The sequence below is a fragment of the Actinoplanes sp. NPDC049668 genome, assembly GCF_044465445.1.
In the GTDB taxonomy this organism is placed as follows: Bacteria; Actinomycetota; Actinomycetes; order Mycobacteriales; family Micromonosporaceae; genus Actinoplanes.
On record NZ_JBITLR010000003.1, the window covers coordinates 184,636 to 202,165 of the forward strand.

At 73.6% G+C, this 17,530-nt stretch carries 19 protein-coding genes; 14 read left to right on the plus strand and 5 right to left on the minus strand.

Annotated elements, in window-relative coordinates; translation table 11 throughout:
- The first annotated feature begins 29 nt into the window (after positions 1–29).
- From ACIBSW_RS13465 to ACIBSW_RS13495, 7 genes are read left to right on the plus strand one after another with little or no spacing between them, the layout of a single operon-like run.
- The gene (locus tag ACIBSW_RS13465) at positions 30–1,190 is read left to right on the plus strand and encodes an AAA family ATPase (RefSeq protein WP_354719173.1); all 1,161 of its coding nucleotides are present in this window, start codon (positions 30–32) and stop codon (positions 1,188–1,190) included.
- A 28-nt stretch (positions 1,191–1,218) separates the two neighbouring features.
- Complete coding sequence (locus ACIBSW_RS13470) at positions 1,219–1,992, plus strand: molecular chaperone DnaJ (RefSeq protein ID WP_354719175.1); 774 nt, start codon at positions 1,219–1,221, stop codon at positions 1,990–1,992.
- An 18-nt stretch (positions 1,993–2,010) separates the two neighbouring features.
- Positions 2,011–2,283 (plus strand): hypothetical protein, encoded by a 273-nt coding sequence (locus tag ACIBSW_RS13475; protein WP_354719177.1) that lies wholly within the window; start codon positions 2,011–2,013, stop codon positions 2,281–2,283.
- On the plus strand, positions 2,280–2,903 hold the full coding sequence (locus ACIBSW_RS13480) for a hypothetical protein (RefSeq protein ID WP_354719178.1): 624 nt from the start codon (positions 2,280–2,282) through the stop codon (positions 2,901–2,903). Before ACIBSW_RS13475 ends, ACIBSW_RS13480 begins: the two co-directional genes overlap by 4 nt.
- On the plus strand, positions 2,900–4,540 hold the full coding sequence (locus ACIBSW_RS13485) for a hypothetical protein (RefSeq protein WP_354719180.1): 1,641 nt from the start codon (positions 2,900–2,902) through the stop codon (positions 4,538–4,540). Before ACIBSW_RS13480 ends, ACIBSW_RS13485 begins: the two co-directional genes overlap by 4 nt.
- Positions 4,541–4,580: 40 nt before the next feature.
- A complete protein-coding gene (locus ACIBSW_RS13490) occupies positions 4,581–5,273 on the plus strand; it encodes a hypothetical protein (protein WP_354719182.1) in 693 nt (230 codons plus the stop codon).
- The gene (locus tag ACIBSW_RS13495; RefSeq protein ID WP_354719184.1) at positions 5,270–8,650 is read left to right on the plus strand and encodes a WD40 repeat domain-containing protein; all 3,381 of its coding nucleotides are present in this window, start codon (positions 5,270–5,272) and stop codon (positions 8,648–8,650) included. The genes ACIBSW_RS13490 and ACIBSW_RS13495 overlap by 4 nt, the downstream gene beginning before the upstream one ends.
- Before the next feature lie 3 nt (positions 8,651–8,653).
- On the opposite strand, the gene ACIBSW_RS13500 is transcribed toward ACIBSW_RS13495, so the two are convergent.
- Positions 8,654–9,328 carry a TetR/AcrR family transcriptional regulator C-terminal domain-containing protein gene (locus tag ACIBSW_RS13500; protein ID WP_354719186.1) on the minus strand — a complete coding sequence of 225 codons (675 nt, stop codon included), beginning with the start codon at positions 9,326–9,328 and terminating at the stop codon, positions 8,654–8,656.
- Between the two features lie 92 nt (positions 9,329–9,420).
- Between ACIBSW_RS13500 and ACIBSW_RS13505 the strand changes: the two genes are divergently transcribed.
- Positions 9,421–10,155 carry a DUF4386 domain-containing protein gene (locus ACIBSW_RS13505; RefSeq protein WP_354719188.1) on the plus strand — a complete coding sequence of 245 codons (735 nt, stop codon included), beginning with the start codon at positions 9,421–9,423 and terminating at the stop codon, positions 10,153–10,155.
- Here ACIBSW_RS13505 and ACIBSW_RS13510 read toward each other — a convergent pair.
- Positions 10,120–10,452 carry a hypothetical protein gene (locus tag ACIBSW_RS13510; protein ID WP_354719190.1) on the minus strand — a complete coding sequence of 111 codons (333 nt, stop codon included), beginning with the start codon at positions 10,450–10,452 and terminating at the stop codon, positions 10,120–10,122. The two genes, ACIBSW_RS13505 and ACIBSW_RS13510, sit on opposite strands and share 36 nt — an antisense overlap.
- A 119-nt stretch (positions 10,453–10,571) precedes the next feature.
- On the opposite strand from ACIBSW_RS13510, the gene ACIBSW_RS13515 reads away from it, so the two are divergent.
- From ACIBSW_RS13515 to ACIBSW_RS13540, 6 genes are all read left to right on the plus strand, one after another.
- Positions 10,572–10,976: a helix-turn-helix transcriptional regulator gene (locus tag ACIBSW_RS13515; RefSeq protein WP_354719192.1), complete on the plus strand. Its 405-nt coding sequence runs from the start codon at positions 10,572–10,574 to the stop codon at positions 10,974–10,976.
- 41 nt (positions 10,977–11,017) lie between these two features.
- A complete protein-coding gene (locus ACIBSW_RS13520; protein WP_354719194.1) occupies positions 11,018–11,563 on the plus strand; it encodes a hypothetical protein in 546 nt (181 codons plus the stop codon).
- A 159-nt stretch (positions 11,564–11,722) separates the two neighbouring features.
- Entirely contained in the window at positions 11,723–12,136 is a 414-nt protein-coding gene (locus ACIBSW_RS13525) for an HPF/RaiA family ribosome-associated protein (protein WP_354719196.1), read from the plus strand.
- Between the two features lie 28 nt (positions 12,137–12,164).
- Positions 12,165–12,989 (plus strand): TrmH family RNA methyltransferase, encoded by an 825-nt coding sequence (locus tag ACIBSW_RS13530; RefSeq protein WP_354719198.1) that lies wholly within the window; start codon positions 12,165–12,167, stop codon positions 12,987–12,989.
- Positions 12,990–13,065: 76 nt separating this feature from the next.
- Positions 13,066–14,679 carry a methyl-accepting chemotaxis protein gene (locus ACIBSW_RS13535; protein ID WP_354719200.1) on the plus strand — a complete coding sequence of 538 codons (1,614 nt, stop codon included), beginning with the start codon at positions 13,066–13,068 and terminating at the stop codon, positions 14,677–14,679.
- 57 nt (positions 14,680–14,736) lie between these two features.
- Complete coding sequence (locus ACIBSW_RS13540; RefSeq protein ID WP_354719202.1) at positions 14,737–15,549, plus strand: class I SAM-dependent methyltransferase; 813 nt, start codon at positions 14,737–14,739, stop codon at positions 15,547–15,549.
- Positions 15,550–15,568: 19 nt separating this feature from the next.
- Here ACIBSW_RS13540 and ACIBSW_RS13545 read toward each other — a convergent pair whose 3' ends face one another.
- The 3 genes from ACIBSW_RS13545 to ACIBSW_RS13555 form a co-directional block, all read right to left on the minus strand.
- Positions 15,569–16,012 carry an SRPBCC family protein gene (locus ACIBSW_RS13545; protein WP_354719204.1) on the minus strand — a complete coding sequence of 148 codons (444 nt, stop codon included), beginning with the start codon at positions 16,010–16,012 and terminating at the stop codon, positions 15,569–15,571.
- 93 nt (positions 16,013–16,105) lie between these two features.
- Complete coding sequence (locus ACIBSW_RS13550; RefSeq protein ID WP_354719205.1) at positions 16,106–16,954, minus strand: SHOCT domain-containing protein; 849 nt, start codon at positions 16,952–16,954, stop codon at positions 16,106–16,108.
- A gap of 51 nt (positions 16,955–17,005) precedes the next feature.
- Entirely contained in the window at positions 17,006–17,452 is a 447-nt protein-coding gene (locus ACIBSW_RS13555; protein WP_404799325.1) for a protein phosphatase, read from the minus strand.
- Between the last annotated feature and the right edge of the window lie 78 nt (positions 17,453–17,530).

Sequence of the window (17,530 nt, forward strand, 5' to 3'; positions counted from 1 at the left end):
AGCCCGAGCATCGACTGGAGAAGCAACCCGTGATCACCGAGCTCGACCCGGCGGTGCGCAGGCTCGCCCTGAACTTCGGCCGTCAGCTGCGACGCATCAAGGACGACTTCGTCGAGCGGGACACCGCGGTCGACGTCATCGCGCTCGCCGCGCTCTGCCGCGAGCACGTCCTGCTGATCGGGCCGCCCGGCAGCGCGAAGACCGGCGTGCTGGAGCGCTTCAGCCTCATGCTGCGCGCCCGGTACTTCCGATATCTGCTGACCAAGTTCACCGAGCCGGACGAGCTCTTCGGCACCATCGACGTGCCGAGCTTCCACGCCGGGCACCTGAAGCTGAAGACCGAGGGCATGCTGCCGCAGGCGCAGATCGCCTTCCTCGACGAGGTGTTCAACGGCAGCAGCGCCATCCTCAACACGCTGCTCACGCTGATCAACGAACGCACCTTCCAGAACGGGGCGCAGCGCGAGCAGGCCGACCTCATCACGCTGCTCGGCGCCTCGAACGACATACCGGACGACCCGATGCTGCGGGCGTTCTGCGACCGGTTCCTGTTCCGCTACTCCGTCCACTACGTCTCCGACGAGGCCGTCGGCGACGTGCTGCGGCTCGGCTGGAGCCGCGAACAGGCCGCGCTGGAGCCGGCCGGGCCGGCTCCGGACCTCGCCGACTTCCCGCTCGGCGACCTGTCGGAGCTGCAGCGGGCGGTGGGCGGCATCGACCTCGCGCCGGTGCACCACACGCTGATCTCGATCCTTCGCGCCTTCCGCGACGAGGACGTGAGCTTCTCCGACCGCCGCGCGGTCAAGGCGCAGAAGGCGATCGCCGCCATGGCGCTGCTGGACGCCCGGGGGCGCGCCGAGCCGCAGGATCTCTCGGTGCTCGCACACCTCTGGGCGGATCCGGGCGACAAGCTGACGATCCGCCAGGTGATCAAGGCGCACGACGTGCCCGAGCCGGCCCGCGACGGCGCGGCGCTGGACCTCGGCGAGCTGGAGAACCTGATCCGCAAGACCGGACTGGATCTGCCGCAGGTGGAGTCGGCCGAGGAGGTCCGGGAGATCCAGCGGCGGCTGGGCCGGTGGCTGGCCGACGTGCGCGACTTCCACCCGGAGCGCGACGACCTGCTGGAGACGCTCGGCCAGCTGCAGGCGGAGGCACTCGACCGCTTGGAACGGTCCCTAACCGGCTGAACGACCGCCCGAGACAGGAGGAAAGCCGATGTGCAATCCACGGCGGGTCGAGGTCACCGCCACCCGGCAGCTCGACGAGGCCTGGGAACACGAGATCCGCCGGCTGTCGCTGGTCACCGCCACCGCGGTGGGTGAGGCGACGGTCCGCGAGCCACTCGACGACAGCATCGGCGCGCCGACGCTGGAGGCCCTGGTCGGCGTGCTCGAGCGGACCGACGGCTGGGAGCGCGACGGCGACGCCTTCCGGTACGCCCTGCCGGACGGCCACGTCACCTACCACGTCGAGGACCAGGAGCTGGAGATCGTGGTCCGGCTGTCGGCCGAGGTGGAGGCCGAGGCGGAGGCGGTGGCGACCGCGGGCGGGCGGATCTCCGAGACGCTCACGGTCACCGGGCAGGGCACCTACTACGACGACGGATGGGGCGACATCACCGAGGACGACGCGGCGCGCGCGGCGCAGGCCGACGCCCAGCGGCTGCTCGACGGCGGGCGCCGGGAACGCCTGGACGCCGAGGCCGCCGCCGCCGAGCGGGAACACGACCGGGCGCTCAGCGCCGAGGCCGGGGAACGGGCGCGGGCCCTGCTGGAGGAGCGGATGCAACAGCGGTCCGAACGACTTCGCGCGGAGGCGGCGCGCCGCCTGGCCGCGGCCGGGATCCTCGCCCGGACCACCTTCTACCAGGCGCTCGCGCAGGCCCTGCGGGACACCCTGGTGGCGTACGCGCGGGCGAACAACGCCGAGGGGCTGACGCTGAGCGAGACCGACGGCGTGCTGAACATCCAATTCGAACTGCGCGTCTGAGGCCTGAGGGGAGGGACCATGCGCGTACGGATCACTTTCCGGTACCGGGTGGAGACCGGCGAGGTCGAGGTCTTCCAGGTCGACGACGTGCCCGAGGGGCCGCGGTCGGCCGATCACGACGCCCGGCACGAGCAGGCGGCGCGCGGCCTCGCCCGGCTCATCGACCCGCACGCCCGGATCGTCGAGGAGCTGCCGGCCGACGCCGAGAAGGCCGCGACGCCGGAGCCGCCCGCCGCCGAGAAGGCCGACACCACCCGGCAGCCGCCGCTGCGGGAGGGTGGCTCGCGGTGACCCTCTGGGAGAAGGCCGGCGACTGCTACCAGCAGGACGGTGCGCTCGGCGACGCCGCCCGCTGTTACGGCCAGGCCGGACGCTTTCGGCTGGCCGCCGAGCTGTACGTCCGGGCGGGCGACGTGCACGCGGCCGCCCCGATGTACGAGCAGGCCGGCGACCCGAGCCAGGCCGCCTGGCTCCTGGTGCACACCGCCGGCGACGTGGCCGCAGCCCGCGCCTGCCTCGCCCGTGCCGGCACGCCGGAGCCGACCGACACCGGATCCGGCCCGGTCTGGTCCGCGGCCTCGCTCGTGCACCGCCTGGCCGAGGCCCGCTGCGACCTCGAGGAGCGGATCCGCGAGCCGGCCGCGCTGCGCCTGCTCGGCGACGTCCAGGAGGCCCTGGCCGGCGCTCACCCGGTCAACGACATCCGGATTCCGGACTGGTCGACGATCATCGCCGTCCGGCTGCGCCGGCTCGACCAGGCGGCGCTGGTGCACGCCGCGGCGGTGCGCGGGCGCCGCTCGGGCGCCCGCCAGCGCTGGATCACCTGGTCCGCCGCCGAGTTCGGCGTACCGGTCGTGCTGCCGCCGGACACCGTCGCCGCGCCGGCCCGCGCCACGGAGCGTCCGGCGTGACGGGCCGGCGCCGGACCCGGCCGGTGGTGCCCGAGCGCCGCGCCGCGCTCGACATCGAACGGGTCGACGACCCGCAGCCCGGTGCGCCGGCCCCGGTCGCCCCGGTGGAGCCGTTCGCCGCGGCGCACCGGATCGCGGCGGCGCCGTTCGCGTCCCGGGTCGAGCTCGCCGCCGGATTTCCCGACGCCGGCGCCGCGCTCGCGTGCGCCGGCCACCTCATCGGCGTCTACGGCGGCGACTGCGTGCGCGCGCACTCCCGGGACGGCGAGTGGTGGCTCACCATGTCCGTCGAGCTCGACCACGGGCGGTCGGCGGTGCACGCCGCCGGCGGCGTCCTGTATGCCCTCGTCGACGGGCGTTTCACCCGCGACCGCGGGTTCGGTCGGCTGCCCACGGCCGTCGGCCGCGACGCGGTCGAGCCGGACTCGCTGGCCGAGCTTGCGATCCTGGAGCTCCTGCGGGAGGCGGGCCTGCGCCCGATCCGCGGCGTGCCGAGGACGACGGCGACGCTCCTGCTGCCGGCCCGGGTGGCGACCGGCGCCATGCGGCGGGCCCTCGACATCGGCCTGGCCGTGAGCTTCCAGCCGGTGCGCCTCGCGCCGCTCTTCGGGGATGCCGGCGCGCCCGCCGACGGGCATCCCGTCGCCCGCGTCGATCTCTCCGCGCCGGACGGGGTGATCTCGCCGACGCTGCTGGACGCGTTCGGCCGGCTTCCGTTGACTTTGGTCGCCCGGCAGGGTGGCCCGGACCGCAACGTCCTGCTGCAGCACCGCCGGGCCTCGCCGATGCCGGATGCGCATCTCGCGGCGCTGGTCGAGGAGGGTGGGAGCTGGGTGCTGGCGGACGCCGCGTTCGGGTGCTGGCGCCTCACCGAGCTGGCCGGCCCGCAGGACGCCGCGGACCTGGTGATGGCCGGGCCCGGATACCGGCTCCGCGACGTGGGGCCGCCGGCCGCCGCGGGCGAGACGCTCGTCCCGCCGGTCGTGCGCGTGGTGGCCGACCGGGCCGCCAACCGGCGCAGCGACGCGATGCTGCTGACCGACGCCGAGCTGGGCGGGCTTGCCGCGCTGCTGGAGGGCCACCCGCTCGCCGACCTCGCGGAGATCGTCCATGGGGACACCTGGCACCTCGTGCTGGCGCCGGGCGGCCTGCTGGAGACCTTCCCCATCGGCCAGCCGCTGACCTGCATCGGCCCGGGCCTGCTCTACATCGGACGGGGCCGCCGGCTCAGCCCGGAGCTGCCGCCGGCGGCGCGCCGGCGGCTCTTCACCACGGATCCGGAGCACGCGATCGTGCTGCTCGGCGACCGCGGGCTGCGGTTCCGGATCGGCGAGCGGCGCCCGGTCTGGTCGCTCTGGGCCGTGTCGGGCCCGCCGATGGAGACCCAGCTGCCCGCCGACACCGCGCTGGCCCTGGCGGCCCTGGACCCGCGGCCGCTGGTCCGGCGGATGCCGACCGTTCCCTGGCGGCGCCCGGCCGGCGATGCCGCGCACGACAGCCAGGACGAACTCCTGCGCCAGGCGATCGCGGCCGAGGCGGCCGGCGACCTGGTCGCGGCCGCCGAGCTGCACCGGCGCCGCGGCGACCCGTACCGCGCCGGCACGCTCTACGAGCGCGCCGCCGAACAGGGCATGTGACACCTGGAACCCGACCGCTCATCGATTGCTGAGGAACTAGATGGATCACCCGGAACTGGAATGGCGATCGGTGCCGATGGGGCTCGACGACGACCTCGTGGTGCGCGGCGGCACCGGCGAGGAGCCCGCCGGCGCGGACCTGGGCGAGCGGGTCCGGATCGGCGGCCCGCTCGCGGTGCCGGTGCGGCCCGAGGACGTCGAGGGCGACCTGCGGACCTTTATGGCCGCTGAGGCCGGGCGGCACACGTACCACCTCACCCACGTCGCGCTCTCGCTGATCACCGAGCGCGGCGACCCGAAGTTCGAGTCGGCGACGCTGAGCCTGCTGCTGTCGGCGGCCGGCGGCGCCGTGCCGGAGCCGGTGGCCTGGTCGATGCTGCCGCAGCGGATCACCGAGGAGGAGAGCGTCACGACGAACTTCCGCTTCGGACCGGAACTCACCCTCGAGCCGGTCGGGCTGTCGCTCGGCTCGGTGGAGCGCGCCGGCACCAGGACCAGCGCGCGGCTGGCCGTCGAGGCGCGGGGACTCCTGCGGGCGGACCCGAGCTGGCGGCTGACGGACACTGCCCGGAACCCGATCGCGGGCGTCCACCGGCTGGTGCTCGTCGTGCGCGGCGCGGCCGGGGTGGTGCCGCAGGCCGTCGTCGGCGTGCGCGCCACCGTCCGGGAGCGGCGCGTCCTGCGCTATCGGAGCCGGGACCTGCCGCCGGTCGTGATCGCCGGATCGCTGTGAGCACCCCGGCCGCGGGCGGCGACCTGGACCGTGAGCTGGCCGCGTGGGCGGCCGGGCACGCCGCGACCGTCGGCCGCCCCGCACCGGCCCGGCAGGCGGGTGCGGAGATCGCCGCGGCGGAGGAGCTCGATCCGCGGCTGCTCAGCGTGCTGCAGGGCAAGGGCGACGGTTCGGGCGGGACCCCCCGCAGCGGCGAGGATCGCCAGGGTGTGCGGGGACTCGCGTGCGCGCGGATCGACGACGGCGGCTTTCTGCTCGCGACCGGTTCGCACGACGGCACGGTGAAGGTGTTCGATCCGATCACCGGGGCGTTGCTGCAGACCATCACGGAGCACACCGACACCGTTCGGGGCGTGGCGCTGCACGCCCTGCGCGACGGGGGCGTTCTGCTCGCCACCGGCAGCGAGGACGGAACGGTGCGGGTCTGGGATCCGACCGACGCCCGGTGCCTGCTCGTCATGGAGGACACCGGCGGCTCGTCCGACGCGGCGGCCTTCGTCGAGCTGGACGGCGAACTGCTGCTCGTCACCGGGGACCGGGACGCCGCGCGGGTCCGCGACCCGCTGAGCGGCGAGACCCGGCGAACGATGCACGGACACAGCCAGAAGGTGTACTGCCTCGCGACGATCGTGCTCCCCGACGGCACGGCGCTGCTGGCCACCGGCAGCAACGACGCGAGCGTGCGGGTCTGGGACCTGCGGACCGGTGAGTGCCTGCACGTGCTCGAGGGATATTCGGACGAGATCCACACGGTGCGTTTCGGCACCCTGCCGGACGGCACCACGATCGTCTTCTGCGACGGCCAGGGCAGCCGGCTCATCGCGTGGGACGCCGGCACCGGTGCGCAGCTCTACTCGACCAGCCACGAGGCCCTCGTGGTCGAGGCGTCGGCGTTCCTGCTCCAGCCGGACGGCTCGATGCTGCTGCTGCTCACCAACTCGCGGGACCGGTGCGTGCACATCTGGGATCCGGTGCGCGGCCAGCGGGTACGGCAACTACTCACGCTGGACAACCCGCCGTGGTCGATGTTGCTCTTCACCGCGCCCGACGGCCGGCTGTTCATGGCCGCGGGCACGAGCGAGGGTGACGTCTCCGTCTGGACGCTGACCGGCGAACGGGCGCTCGCCGACGGGCCGCGCGGACTCACCCTCGGCGCCGAGCAGGCGAGGCTGAGTCACGCGGGGCCGAGGGGCCCGGTCCGCCTGCTGCGGAGGGCGGGCGCGCCGCCGCTGGTCGCCGTCGCCGAGGGGAAGGCCATCCGGATCTGGGACATCGCCCGCGGGGAGGCCGTGCACACCCTCGAGGAGAGCGGCGCCAACATCGCCTGGCACCTGTCGTCCGCGTCGCTGGACGGCGGCACCGAGCGGGTCATCGCCGCGGAGCAGGGCGGAACCGTACGGATCTGGGATCCGGAGGACGGCACCTGCGTCGAGCGGATCGAGACGTCGTCGGCGATCGCGACCGCCGCGACGACCATCCCGGACGGCCGATCGATCATCGCCGTCTCCGGTGTCCGGTCGAGCCTCCGCGTTCGCCCGAATGTCCAGCAGAGCGTCGGCCTCACCTGGCTGCCCGCCCAGGAGGGGTATCCGACGCAGGTCACCGAGCAGCCGGAGGTCGGCTACTCCCTCGCCTTCACGACGCTGGGCGACGGCACGACGATCCTGTCGATCGGCGGCGGCGACGGATCCCTGGCGCTGTGCGACATCGCGACCGGCGACTGCCGCACCAGAATCGTCGGCTCGGGTTCCGTCCGGACCGTGGCGAGCTGCGACCTGTCGGACGGGACGGCGATCGTCGTGGCCGGCACGGAACGCGGCCAGATCCTGGTGGTCGACGTCGAATCCGGGATCAGCCTGCACGAGATCGACACGAGTGGCGACGCCGACTCCAGCCCGCGCGGCGTCGAATCGCTGTCGGCCGTCGCCCTCCCCGACGGTGGCGCGCTCATCGCGGCGACCGCGAGGTCCGCCGAGGGCCTGCGGCTCGGCATCTGGGACGCGGTCACCGGCGAACAGCTGTTGCTGCTGCCCGGCGCCGGCAGCGGAAACTGGGTCTCGACGGAGACGGTCGGGATGCTCGCCGACGACGACGGCCGGATCTGGATCGTCTACCCGCACGGGCAGGACTACGTGGTGTCGACGCTCGACGTCGCGCTCGGCGGGCCGGTCGGGTTCCGCCACCGGGACCGCCGACCGTTCGCGGCCGTCCGGGCCGCGGTCGACGGCCTGCCCTGGCTGGCGAACGCGGGCATCCACGCGCCGCTGTCTCTCCTGGCCGACCTGGTCGTCCTCACCGGAGGGCGGGAACCCGCGGATCGGCTCGCCGCGCTCGCCGAACACCCGGGCACGGACCGCCTGCGGTCCCTGCGGTGGCCGCCGCCAGCGCGGGTCGGCCTCGCCGCCCTCCTGCTGGAGAACGCGACCTTCGACGCCGGGTTCGCCGCGCCGCCGGCCCAGGTCCCGGAACTGCGGCGGGCCCTGCTCGCCGCCATGAAGAAGACCCCGAACGCCGCGGCGGAGGTCGCGCCGCCGATGGGTGCCCTCATGGCCGGCGTCGAGGAGGTGACCGAGCAGGTCCTCGCCCTGCTGGCGCTGCTGGGGCCCGACGCCGTCGCGGCGGACCCGCTGCTGCCGCTGCGGGTGCGGCACGAGGCGGCCTGCCTGCCGCTGCTCGACCCGCGCGTCCGTACCGCGATCACCGAGATTCCCCGCCAGGTCAAGACCCAGATCGAGTCGCACGCCGCCTCCGCGCGCGCCAGCGCCGGCACGGTGGGTCTGCGGCGCCGCGGCACGCCGCGCAGCCTGCTGCGCACCCAGCTGGCGCTCCCGGCCGAGCTGCGGAACCTGCTGGAGGCGCGGGGCAACCTGCTGTACCGGCTGCACGACGGCGAGCCGGAGCTGCGCCTCGAGCCGATGGTGCTCGTGCTGGACACCTCCCCGCCGACCTTCGGGCCGGTGGAGAGCACGCTGCGGCTCGTCGCGCACGGGCTGGCGGGAGGGCTGCTCGGGCGGCAACGCGAGGCGGCCGTCGTCACGCTCGACCGCCCGTCCCGGGTCGTGCCGTTGCGCCGGCACAGCGACCTGATGGCGCTCTGGACCAGCCGCATGCTCGACCCGCCGCAGCTGCGGACGGCCCTGCTCACGGCCGAGAGCGTGGGGTTCGCGGCGACCGCCGTCCTCACCACGCACCACGTCGCCCGGGAGTATCCGCTGCCGGGCCGGGCGAACCTGCGCGTGGTGACCGCGCACGCGCCCGGCGAGAAGCCGCCGCTGGCCACGACCAACCCGTACACCGTGCACCTCGGACCGCGGGCGCAGGCCGCCGAGATCGCGCGGGCCGTGGTCACGGTCCTGGTCGGCGCGGACGGCCGGTGACCCTCAGTCGCGGGCCCGCCCGATGCCGTCGAGGAGCAGGTCGACGGTGAACTCGAACTCGACCTGACTGTCGCACCAGCCGAGCGTCGGGTCGGCGGCGGCGTGCGCCTCGGCGGCCATCATCGCCGTCAGGTGCGGCAGCGCCTCGGCCATCGCCGGCAGCTGCGCCTCGACGGCGTCGACGTCCATGTTGCCGCCCGCCGACGCGGGGCTGAAGACCTCCTGGGCGAAGCCGAGGGCCAGGCTGCCGAACGCGTGCAGCGCCCGGTGCGCGATCCGGTGTGAGAACCCGGCGCCGACCAGGGTGGCCACGATCGCGTCGTAGTAGCCGTACACCCCGAACGGGATGGTCGGGCGGGAGGCCAGGAGCCCGGGCGCCCAGGGGTGACGCAGCATGACCTGCCGCGCCGCGAGGAACCGCCGCCTCAGCCGGGCACGCCAGTCCGGGTCCGTCCCGGTCGACTCGGCGGCGGCGACCGCGACGCCGATCTCGTCGACGACGGTCTCGGCGAGGCCGTCGAGCAGCCCCTGCTTGCCGGGCAGGTGGTGGTAGAGCGACATGGCCTCGACGCCGAGGTCGGCGGCGAGGCGGCGCATGGTCAGCGCCGGGAGCCCCTCCGCGTCCGCCAGCGCTACCGCCGCCGCCAGTGCGCGGTCGCGGCTGAGTGGTTCCCGCACGGACTTGGCTCCCGTTTCTCCGCTGACTCTTGCCCGTACCTTACAACGTATGGTTCCCTTACAACGTAAGGTTGCCGATAGAGGAGTTCCAGATGTCGCCGCTTGTCCGCCTCGCCCGCCAGACGGGCCTGCTCTATCTCGGCCTCGCCATCGCCGGCGGGCTGGGCTTCCTGCTCATCCGGCCGCGGCTGTTCGCGGCCGGCGACGCCGGCTCGACCCTGGCCCACCTGGTCGAGCACGAGGGGCTCGCGCGCGCGGGCATCGCCCTCGAGCTGCTGATCGTGCTGACCCAGGCGCTGGCCGCCGTCTGGTTCTTCCGCCTGTTCCGCGCCGTCGACTCCGTCGCCGCCGGCGGCATCGCCGCCTTCGGCCTCGTCAACGCCGTCGCGATCCTGATCAGTGCGGCCCTGCTGGCCACCGCGACCGAGATCGCGCTGCAGCCGGTCGGCGACGCCGCCGCGAACGTCCAGCTCCTGTACCTGGTCAGCGGCAACCTGTGGATCGTCGGGGGCCTGTTCTTCGGGCTGTGGCTCATTCCGATGGGCTGGTGCGTGCTCCGCTCGGGATGGATGCCCCGGGCGCTCGGCTGGATCCTCGTCGGCGGCGGCGTCGGCTACATGCTGAGCCCGTTCGTCGCGTACCTCGCCCCGCGGGCGGACCTCGCCGTCGACCTTCTCGCGCTGCCCGCGTCCGTCGGCGAGTTCTGGATGATCGGTTACCTGCTCCTGCGCGGCGTGCGCGCCGCCGCGCCGGACGGAGATCCGGCCCGGCGCCGGGACCTGGGCAGGGTGTCAGAGCCGGCCGGCGCGGGTCCGGTCGGCGGGTGAGGCGAACCGGCCGAAGCCGTCGTTGCCGCGGGCGCGCCGCAGCGCCGGCGGTGCCGGCCGCTCCGCCGGCGTTTCGATGATCTCGGCGGTCCGGGCGGCCGGTGCGTGCATCGGTTCGGCCCGCGCCGCCGGTGGTGCCGGCGGCGGGCCGGGCGCCGGGGCGACCGTCGGCGCCGGGGCGCCGCCCAGGTCGTCGGGTCCGCTCGCGGCGAACCGGGTCCATCGTGGCCGGTAACGAAGGAACATGGCCGCGCCGATGCAGATCATCAGGATGCTCACCAGGACCGTCGTCCGCATCACGCCGCCCACGACCTCTCGCTCCAGCCCCGAGTCATTGGTTATCTAGCCAACGACGGTAGCAGCAGGTGGAGTTTCAACCAATCGCCCCGACGCGGGGGAGCGCCTATCCTGGGCCGATGACCCCTTCTCGGCCGCTGATCGGCTTCGGTGGCTACCTGAAGGAAGCGATTCAGGCGGCCGGATTCCCGACGCCGACCCACTTCGCGCGCGCGGTCGGCACCGATCCGTCCGTCGTGCTGCGCTGGCTCAGCGAGGAGCAGCGGCCCACCATCCGGTCGATCGAGCGCATCGCGCCGGTGCTGGGCCGGACCATCCCCGAGATCGTCATGGCGGCGTACCCCGATCGGCTGGGCGGGCCGTCGCCGGCCGCGCCCGCCGCCCATCCGCTGGTCCGCGAGCTCGGGCGGATCCTCGGCGAGGACTCGCCGATACCCGCCGAGGACCGGGCCGCGCTGGAGACGGTGCTCGACCGGCTGTTCGAGCCGTACCGGAAAGTGTTGCGGCGGCGGAGATCAGCATGATCGACGTCGCGTCCACACCGAAACTTCCGTAGTCTCGGACCATGACTGAGCGGGCCCGCGGCGATCAAGGGTCCACCATGGGCGGACTCTCCATCCACATGAGCAGGCTGCTGCTGGTCTCGCTGGTCATGGCCACGGCCGCCACCGGCGCCCTCATCGTCACGATCGTGGTCGGGCTGCCGCCCTCGCACCCGCCGCCCGGCCCCAACGGCATGCCGCCGCCCCCGCCCAGCCTGCGCCCGCTGGCCACGTTCCCGGTCGTCACCGGGCTGTTCGTGCTGTCCTGGCTCTCGGTCGTGGTGGTGTTCTCGCGCGACCAGATCCTGCGGCGGATCCGGCAGCTGCAGGACCGGCCGGGAGGGTCCGTCGAGCGGATCGACGAGTTGTTCACCGAGCTCCGGTCCCAGCTCGCCGCCGACCGCGACCGCGAGCTGCGGATGCTCGAGGAGCGCATCGCCGAGCTGACCACCGAGTACGGCGAGCAGCGCGAGACCGACGGCTACCTCAGCGGCCTGCGCGTGGCGACCACCGAGGACCCGGCCGGCAAGGTGCACGCGATCCGCCGCGACCGCCGCCCGGGAGTCTGACTCGATCTCTTCCCGATTCGGGAACTGAAGTCCGTTTCGTCGGCCCTTCTCCGTGGGTAGTCGGTCTTCAAGAACATTCCCGAGCGAAGGGTCAGCGACCATGGTGACCGTAACTGCGTGCAATGCCCGGACCGTCTCCGTCGAGCGGGAGGTGCGGCGATGAGCGCGGTAGCGAACCCGGCCACTGTCGAGGACTGCCTGCGGGTGGGTGCCGGGTTCTCACAGGGCGACCGCAACTGGATCGCCGAGCAGTTCGCGACGCTGGACGCCCGGCTGGCCGGCTTCCACGCCGACACGACCGAACTCGAGGTCTCGGTGAAGGACCGCGAGGTCCGCGGGCAGAAGGTCACGTTGGAGTGCTGGATCGCCGGCCGGCCGAAGGTCGTGACGACCTCGCAGGAGGAGGATCTGCACGCGGCGCTGAACGACGTCCGCGACGACCTGCGCCGCCGGCTCAACGACGCGAAGACCCGCCAGGAACCGCGCAACAACCGGCATCTGCGCGAGCAGGCCGTGCCGGAGCAGGCCGAGGAGCCGCTGCTCGGTGAAGGCGGCCACCCGCCCGCGATGTGAGGGCGCGAGATGCACCAGACTGTTCGCCGTGGCCAGAACGATACGGATCAGCACGCGTAACGCGACCTTCCAGCAGTGGCAGGCGTTGCTCACCAACCGGAACAAGAGGCAGCGCGCCGGCGAGTTCCTGGTGCAGGGCGTACGCCCGATCTCCCTGGCCGTCGAGCGCGGCTGGGAGGTCCGCGCGATGCTCGTCTCGGACGGTCCGGGCCTGTCCCGGTGGGGGCGAGACATCGTCGACATCGCGGGCGCGCCGCAGGCGGTGGTCGCCGGCGAACTGATGCGTGAGCTGGGCGGAAAGGACGACGAGGCGCCGGAGCTGCTGGCCGTGGTCGCGATGCCGGGCGATGACCTCGCCCGCATCGCGGCCGGCCCGGCCATGCTGGTCGTGGTCTTCGACCGGCCGACCACGCCGGGCAACGTCGGCACCCTGGTGCGCTCGGCGGACGCGTTCGGCGCGGCCGGGGTCATCGTCACCGGGCACGCCGCCGACCCGTACGACCCGAAGGCGGTCCGCGCCAGCACCGGCTCGCTCTTCGCCCTCCCGGTGGTACGGGTGCCGAGCCACGTCGAGGTACTCGACTGGGTGAAAGTCCTGCGTTCGGACGGCGTACCCGCGCAGATCGTGGGCACCGACGAGCGCGGCCCGATCGGGATCGCCGAGCATGATCTCACCGGGCCGACCGTGCTCGCGATCGGAAACGAGACGCACGGACTGAGCGCCGCCTGGCGCGACGCCTGCGACGAGACGGTCCGGATTCCCATCACGGGGGCCGCGAGCTCGCTGAACGCGGCGTCGGCCGGTTCCGTCGCCCTGTACGAGGTGGCGCGCCAGAGAGGCAATTCGAAATAGTCCCTTAGTCGCCGCGATCTCCGGCCGAAAGGTAAGACAAGCGGTATACCCGATGCCGCCGTCAGAGGAGAACCTCGTGCGCGTCAAGGACATCAGCGTCGGCAAGCGGCTCGGCATCTCGTACCTCCTGCTCACCTCACTCATCGTCGTCTCGGCGGCGGTCGGCTGGTGGGGGTTGCAGCAGCAGAGCGAGGCGCAGAGCCGCCTGGCGGCGCTCGAGCAGGTGCGCGAGGACGTCCGGACGGCCAAGTACCTGGCGGCGGACGTGTCCGGCTGGCAGGGGCTGGTGGTCGCGGACGTCGGCGCGTTCGGATACGCGGCGGCGACCGGGCCGGACGGCTTCAACCAGCAGGGCAAGGTCGAGTCGAAGAAGAACATCTACGACAGCGTCGCCGCCGCGCACACCGAGGACATGACCGACGCCGAGCGGGCCACCTACGCCGAGCTCAAGCCCGCGTGGGACGACTTCTTCAAGTGGGACGACACGATCATGAAATGGCTGGCGGCGGACACGCCGGCCAGCCGGGCCAAGGCGATGACCACCATGAACGGCGGGCCGGCCGCCGAGTCGTACGGCAAGGTCCTGGACGTCACGGAGGCGCTCGACAAGTCGGTCGAGGCCCGGTCCGAGCAGCTGCGCGCCGACGCGGCCGAGGTCCGCGCCACCAGCCTCAAGGTGCTCGGCGGCACGCTGCTGCTGGCCGTGATCCTCGCGTGCTTCATGGGCATCGGGGTCACCCGGTCGGTGGTCCGGCCGCTCGCGGTGGTCGTCGGCGCGCTCGACCGCCTGGCCCGGCGCGACCTGACCGCCCGCGCGGGCCTCTCGCGCAGGGACGAGCTCGGCCAGCTCGGCGACGCCGTGGACCGGACGGCCGAGTCGCTCGGCGAGACCGTCACCGCCATCGCCGGGCACGCCGGCACGATCGCGACGGCGTCCGACGACCTGTCGGCGGTGTCGGCGCGGGTCGCCGAGTCCAGCGCGCACGTCGACAGCCAGGCCGCCGCGGTGGCGCAGGCCGCCGACAGCGTCTCCGGCAACGTACGCACGATGGCCGCGGGCAGCCAGGAGATGAGCTCCGCCATCGACGAGATCGCCCGCAACGCGGGCGCGGCCGCCTCGGTCGCGACCGAGGCGGTGGAGGTCGCCACGCAGACCAACACGACCGTCGGCAAGCTCGGCGAGTCCTCGGCGCAGATCGGCGACGTGGTCAAGATGATCACCTCGATCGCGGAGCAGACCAACCTGCTGGCGCTGAACGCGACGATCGAGGCGGCCCGGGCCGGCGAGATGGGCAAGGGTTTCGCGGTGGTCGCGGGCGAGGTGAAGGACCTGGCGCAGGAGACCGCGAAGGCGACCGAGGACATCGCCCGCCTGGTGCAGGCGATCCAGGCCGACTCCAGCAACGCGACCGAGGCGATCGGGCAGATCAGCTCGGTGGTCGGCCGGATCAGCGACTTCCAGACGCTGATCGCGGCGGCGGTGGAGGAGCAGACGGCCACGACCAGCGAGATGGGCCGCAGCGTCGGCGAGGCGGCGGCGAGCAGCGAGAACATCGCGTCGAACATCGCCGGCGTCTCCGCGGCGATGGGCGAGACGACCATCGCGGTGCGCCAGGCCCGGGAGTCGGCCGAAGGCCTGGCCCGAACCAGCGGCGAGCTTCGCGGCCTGGTCGACAGCTTCCAGCTTTAAGGTCTCTTTGGACTGATCCGCACCCCGTACCCGGCCGGTGGCTCGTAGCGTCAGCGTATGACGAGTTCACCGGCGCTGGGCGACATCAAGGCACGTCAGCAGAAGACCTGGGCAAGCGGCGACTACGGCGCGGTGGCCGCGCTCATCCAGCCGGTCTCGGAGAACCTGGTGCAGGCCGCGGACCTCTCCGCCGGGTCGCGCGTGATCGACGTTGCCACCGGTACCGGCAACGCGGCGATCGCCGCGGCCCGCTGCCTCTGCTCGGTGACGGGCGTGGACTACGTGCCGGCGCTGCTGGAGCGCGGCCGGGCCCGGGCCGCGGCCGAGCACCTTCCGGTCACCTTCGAGGTGGGCGACGCCGAGGCGCTGCCCGGCCGCGACGGCGCCTGGGACGCGGCCCTCTCGGTGTTCGGCGTCATGTTCGCCCCCGACCAGGACCGGGCCGCCGCCGAGCTGGCCCGGGTGGTCCGGTCCGGCGGCACCATCGCCCTGGCGAACTGGGTACCCGACGGATTCATCGGCGAGGTGTTCCGCACGGTGGGGCGCCGGGTGCCGCCGCCGCCCGGCGTGCGGGCGCCGTCGGAGTGGGGCAGCGCGCCGCGGCTGCGGGAGCTGTTCGGCGAGCAGGTGACGGACCTGCGGGTGAACCGCCGCGAGTTCGTGTTCCGGTTCGCATCCCCTGAGGGCTTCGCCGACTACTTCCGCGCCAACTACGGGCCGACGCTGAAGGCGTTCGAGGCGCTCGACGACGAGCAGGGCGGGCTGCTCTACGCGGACCTGGTCGACCTGGCCACCCGCCACAACGTCGCGACGGACGGCACCGCGAAGATCCCGTCCGGGTACGTCGAGGTGCTGGCCACCCGGGCCTGACGGTCCGGGGACGATGCCGTCAGGCGGGCGAGGTCAGCCGGTTCAGCGCGTCCGTGAGGCCGGCCGCGGTCTCGTCGCCGAGCTTCTCGAACTCCGCCCGTATGACCGGCGTGGCCAGCTTGGCGAGGCCGTGCATCTCGACGTCGACGCGGTAGGTGACCTCGCTGCCGTCGGCGACCGGGCGGGCGGTGATCGTGTCGGTCGAGGTCGCGCCCTCGCTGTGGCCGGCGAAGACCAGCCGGTCGCCCTCGACGACCTGCAGGGTGTAGGTGAGCTCACTCGTCACGCCGAGGATCTTCGAGGTGTTGTGCCAGCTCGCGCCGACGGCGAGCGGCCCATTGTCGGTGCGGCGGGTCTGCCGGGTGGCCGAGTCCCAGGCATTGGTGTTGCCGAAGTCCATCAGGTACGCGAGCACCGCCTGCACCGGGGCGGCGACGGTGAACGTGCGGGAGATCGTGATCATCGTCTTCCCCTCGAGGGTCCGGCGGAGCGTTTCCACCCTAAACGCCGGTAATCCCGCCCGTCGCCCTTTCTGCCACCTCTGCCCGGGCGCCGGTCAGGCGCCGGTCAGCCGGGCCTGGGCCGCCGCGTACTCGGCGTCGGTCATCTCGCCGCGCTGGTACCGCCGGGCGAGGATCACCAGATCGGCGTCTACCTCGGAGCGGGGGCGCGGCGCGGACCCGTCGACCGGGCGGCTCCACGGCGGCCCGGTCGGGCGGGAGACCAGCGGCGGGGCCACGAACTGCGCGGGCGCGAAGGGTCCGGGCGGCGGGCCGCCGAACATGTCCTGCCGCCGGGTCGGGGCGGCCGGGTGGTAGCCCGCCGGCCCCGTAGCAGGCTGCGGCTGCGGCCGGAACCAGCGGCCGGCCGAGGGCCGGGTGAGCAGCACGATCGCGACGATCAGCGCGATCATCGCCAGGCCCGCGAAGATCCCGCTCCCGATCCGGAACGCCGCCGGGTAGGAGTCCGGCAGCGAGCCGACCGAGGTCGTCCGCGTGACCCTCCCGTCCGTGCGTGACGTCCAGAACGCCATGTTGCCCCCGAACTCCGGCGTCCCGCCCCGCGTGATCGCGCTGGCGCCGCAGAACAGGACCAGCCCCATGACGGCCCAGGCGACGATCCGGCCGGCCTGGCTGCCGGAGCGCACCGCGACCGCGGCGCCCAGCAGGAGCAGCGCCACGACAATGGTCATCACCGCGAAGACCACGACGGACGACCCGGCCATGGTCGGCATGAACTCGTCGTCGCCGAACTCCCGGAATTCCTCGCGAACCCACGCCCGGGTCCGGCCGACCTGCCCGAAGAGCGCGAACCCGGTGATCAGATAGCCGAGCGCGGTGATCATCATCAGCGCGGCGGCGGCGGTGACCGTCGCCGGGCGCGTCCTGTCCGTGGTGCTGGTCATCCGCGGAGTCCCCGTTCCCCGAACCGATACCGGCCACGTCAGTGAATCAGGTCACAGCAAACCTGGCAGGTCCGAAATGGACCGACGGACGAAACGCCGCTGCCACGGCGTCTCGACGGCACCCGGGTGGTAGTGCAGGCGCACCCACGCGACGGCCTCCCGCGGCGCGACGCCGTCCAGCACGGCCAGGCACGCCAGCGCGGTGCCGGTGCGCCCCCGGCCGCCGGCGCAGGCCAGCTCGACCCGCTCGGTCGCGGCCCGCCGCCATGCCTCGCGCAGGACCTCGGCCGTCCGCACCCGGTCGGCCGGCAGCCGGAAGTCGGGCCAGCGCAGCCACCGGCTCTCCCAGGCCACCGGCGGCGGCGCCGAGCCGAGCAGGTAGACACCGAACTCGGGGTCGGGCCCGGCCGGCGACGGCCGCCGCAGGCCACGCCCGCGCACCCGCCGGCCCGACGGGAACGTGACGACGCCCGGGTCGTCTGCCGCCCACCCACTCACCCGGCCGATTCTCCACGACGCCGCGCGGGCCGTCCCGCTATCATCGGCGACATGCACAGTGCCAGCAGCGAGCGACGC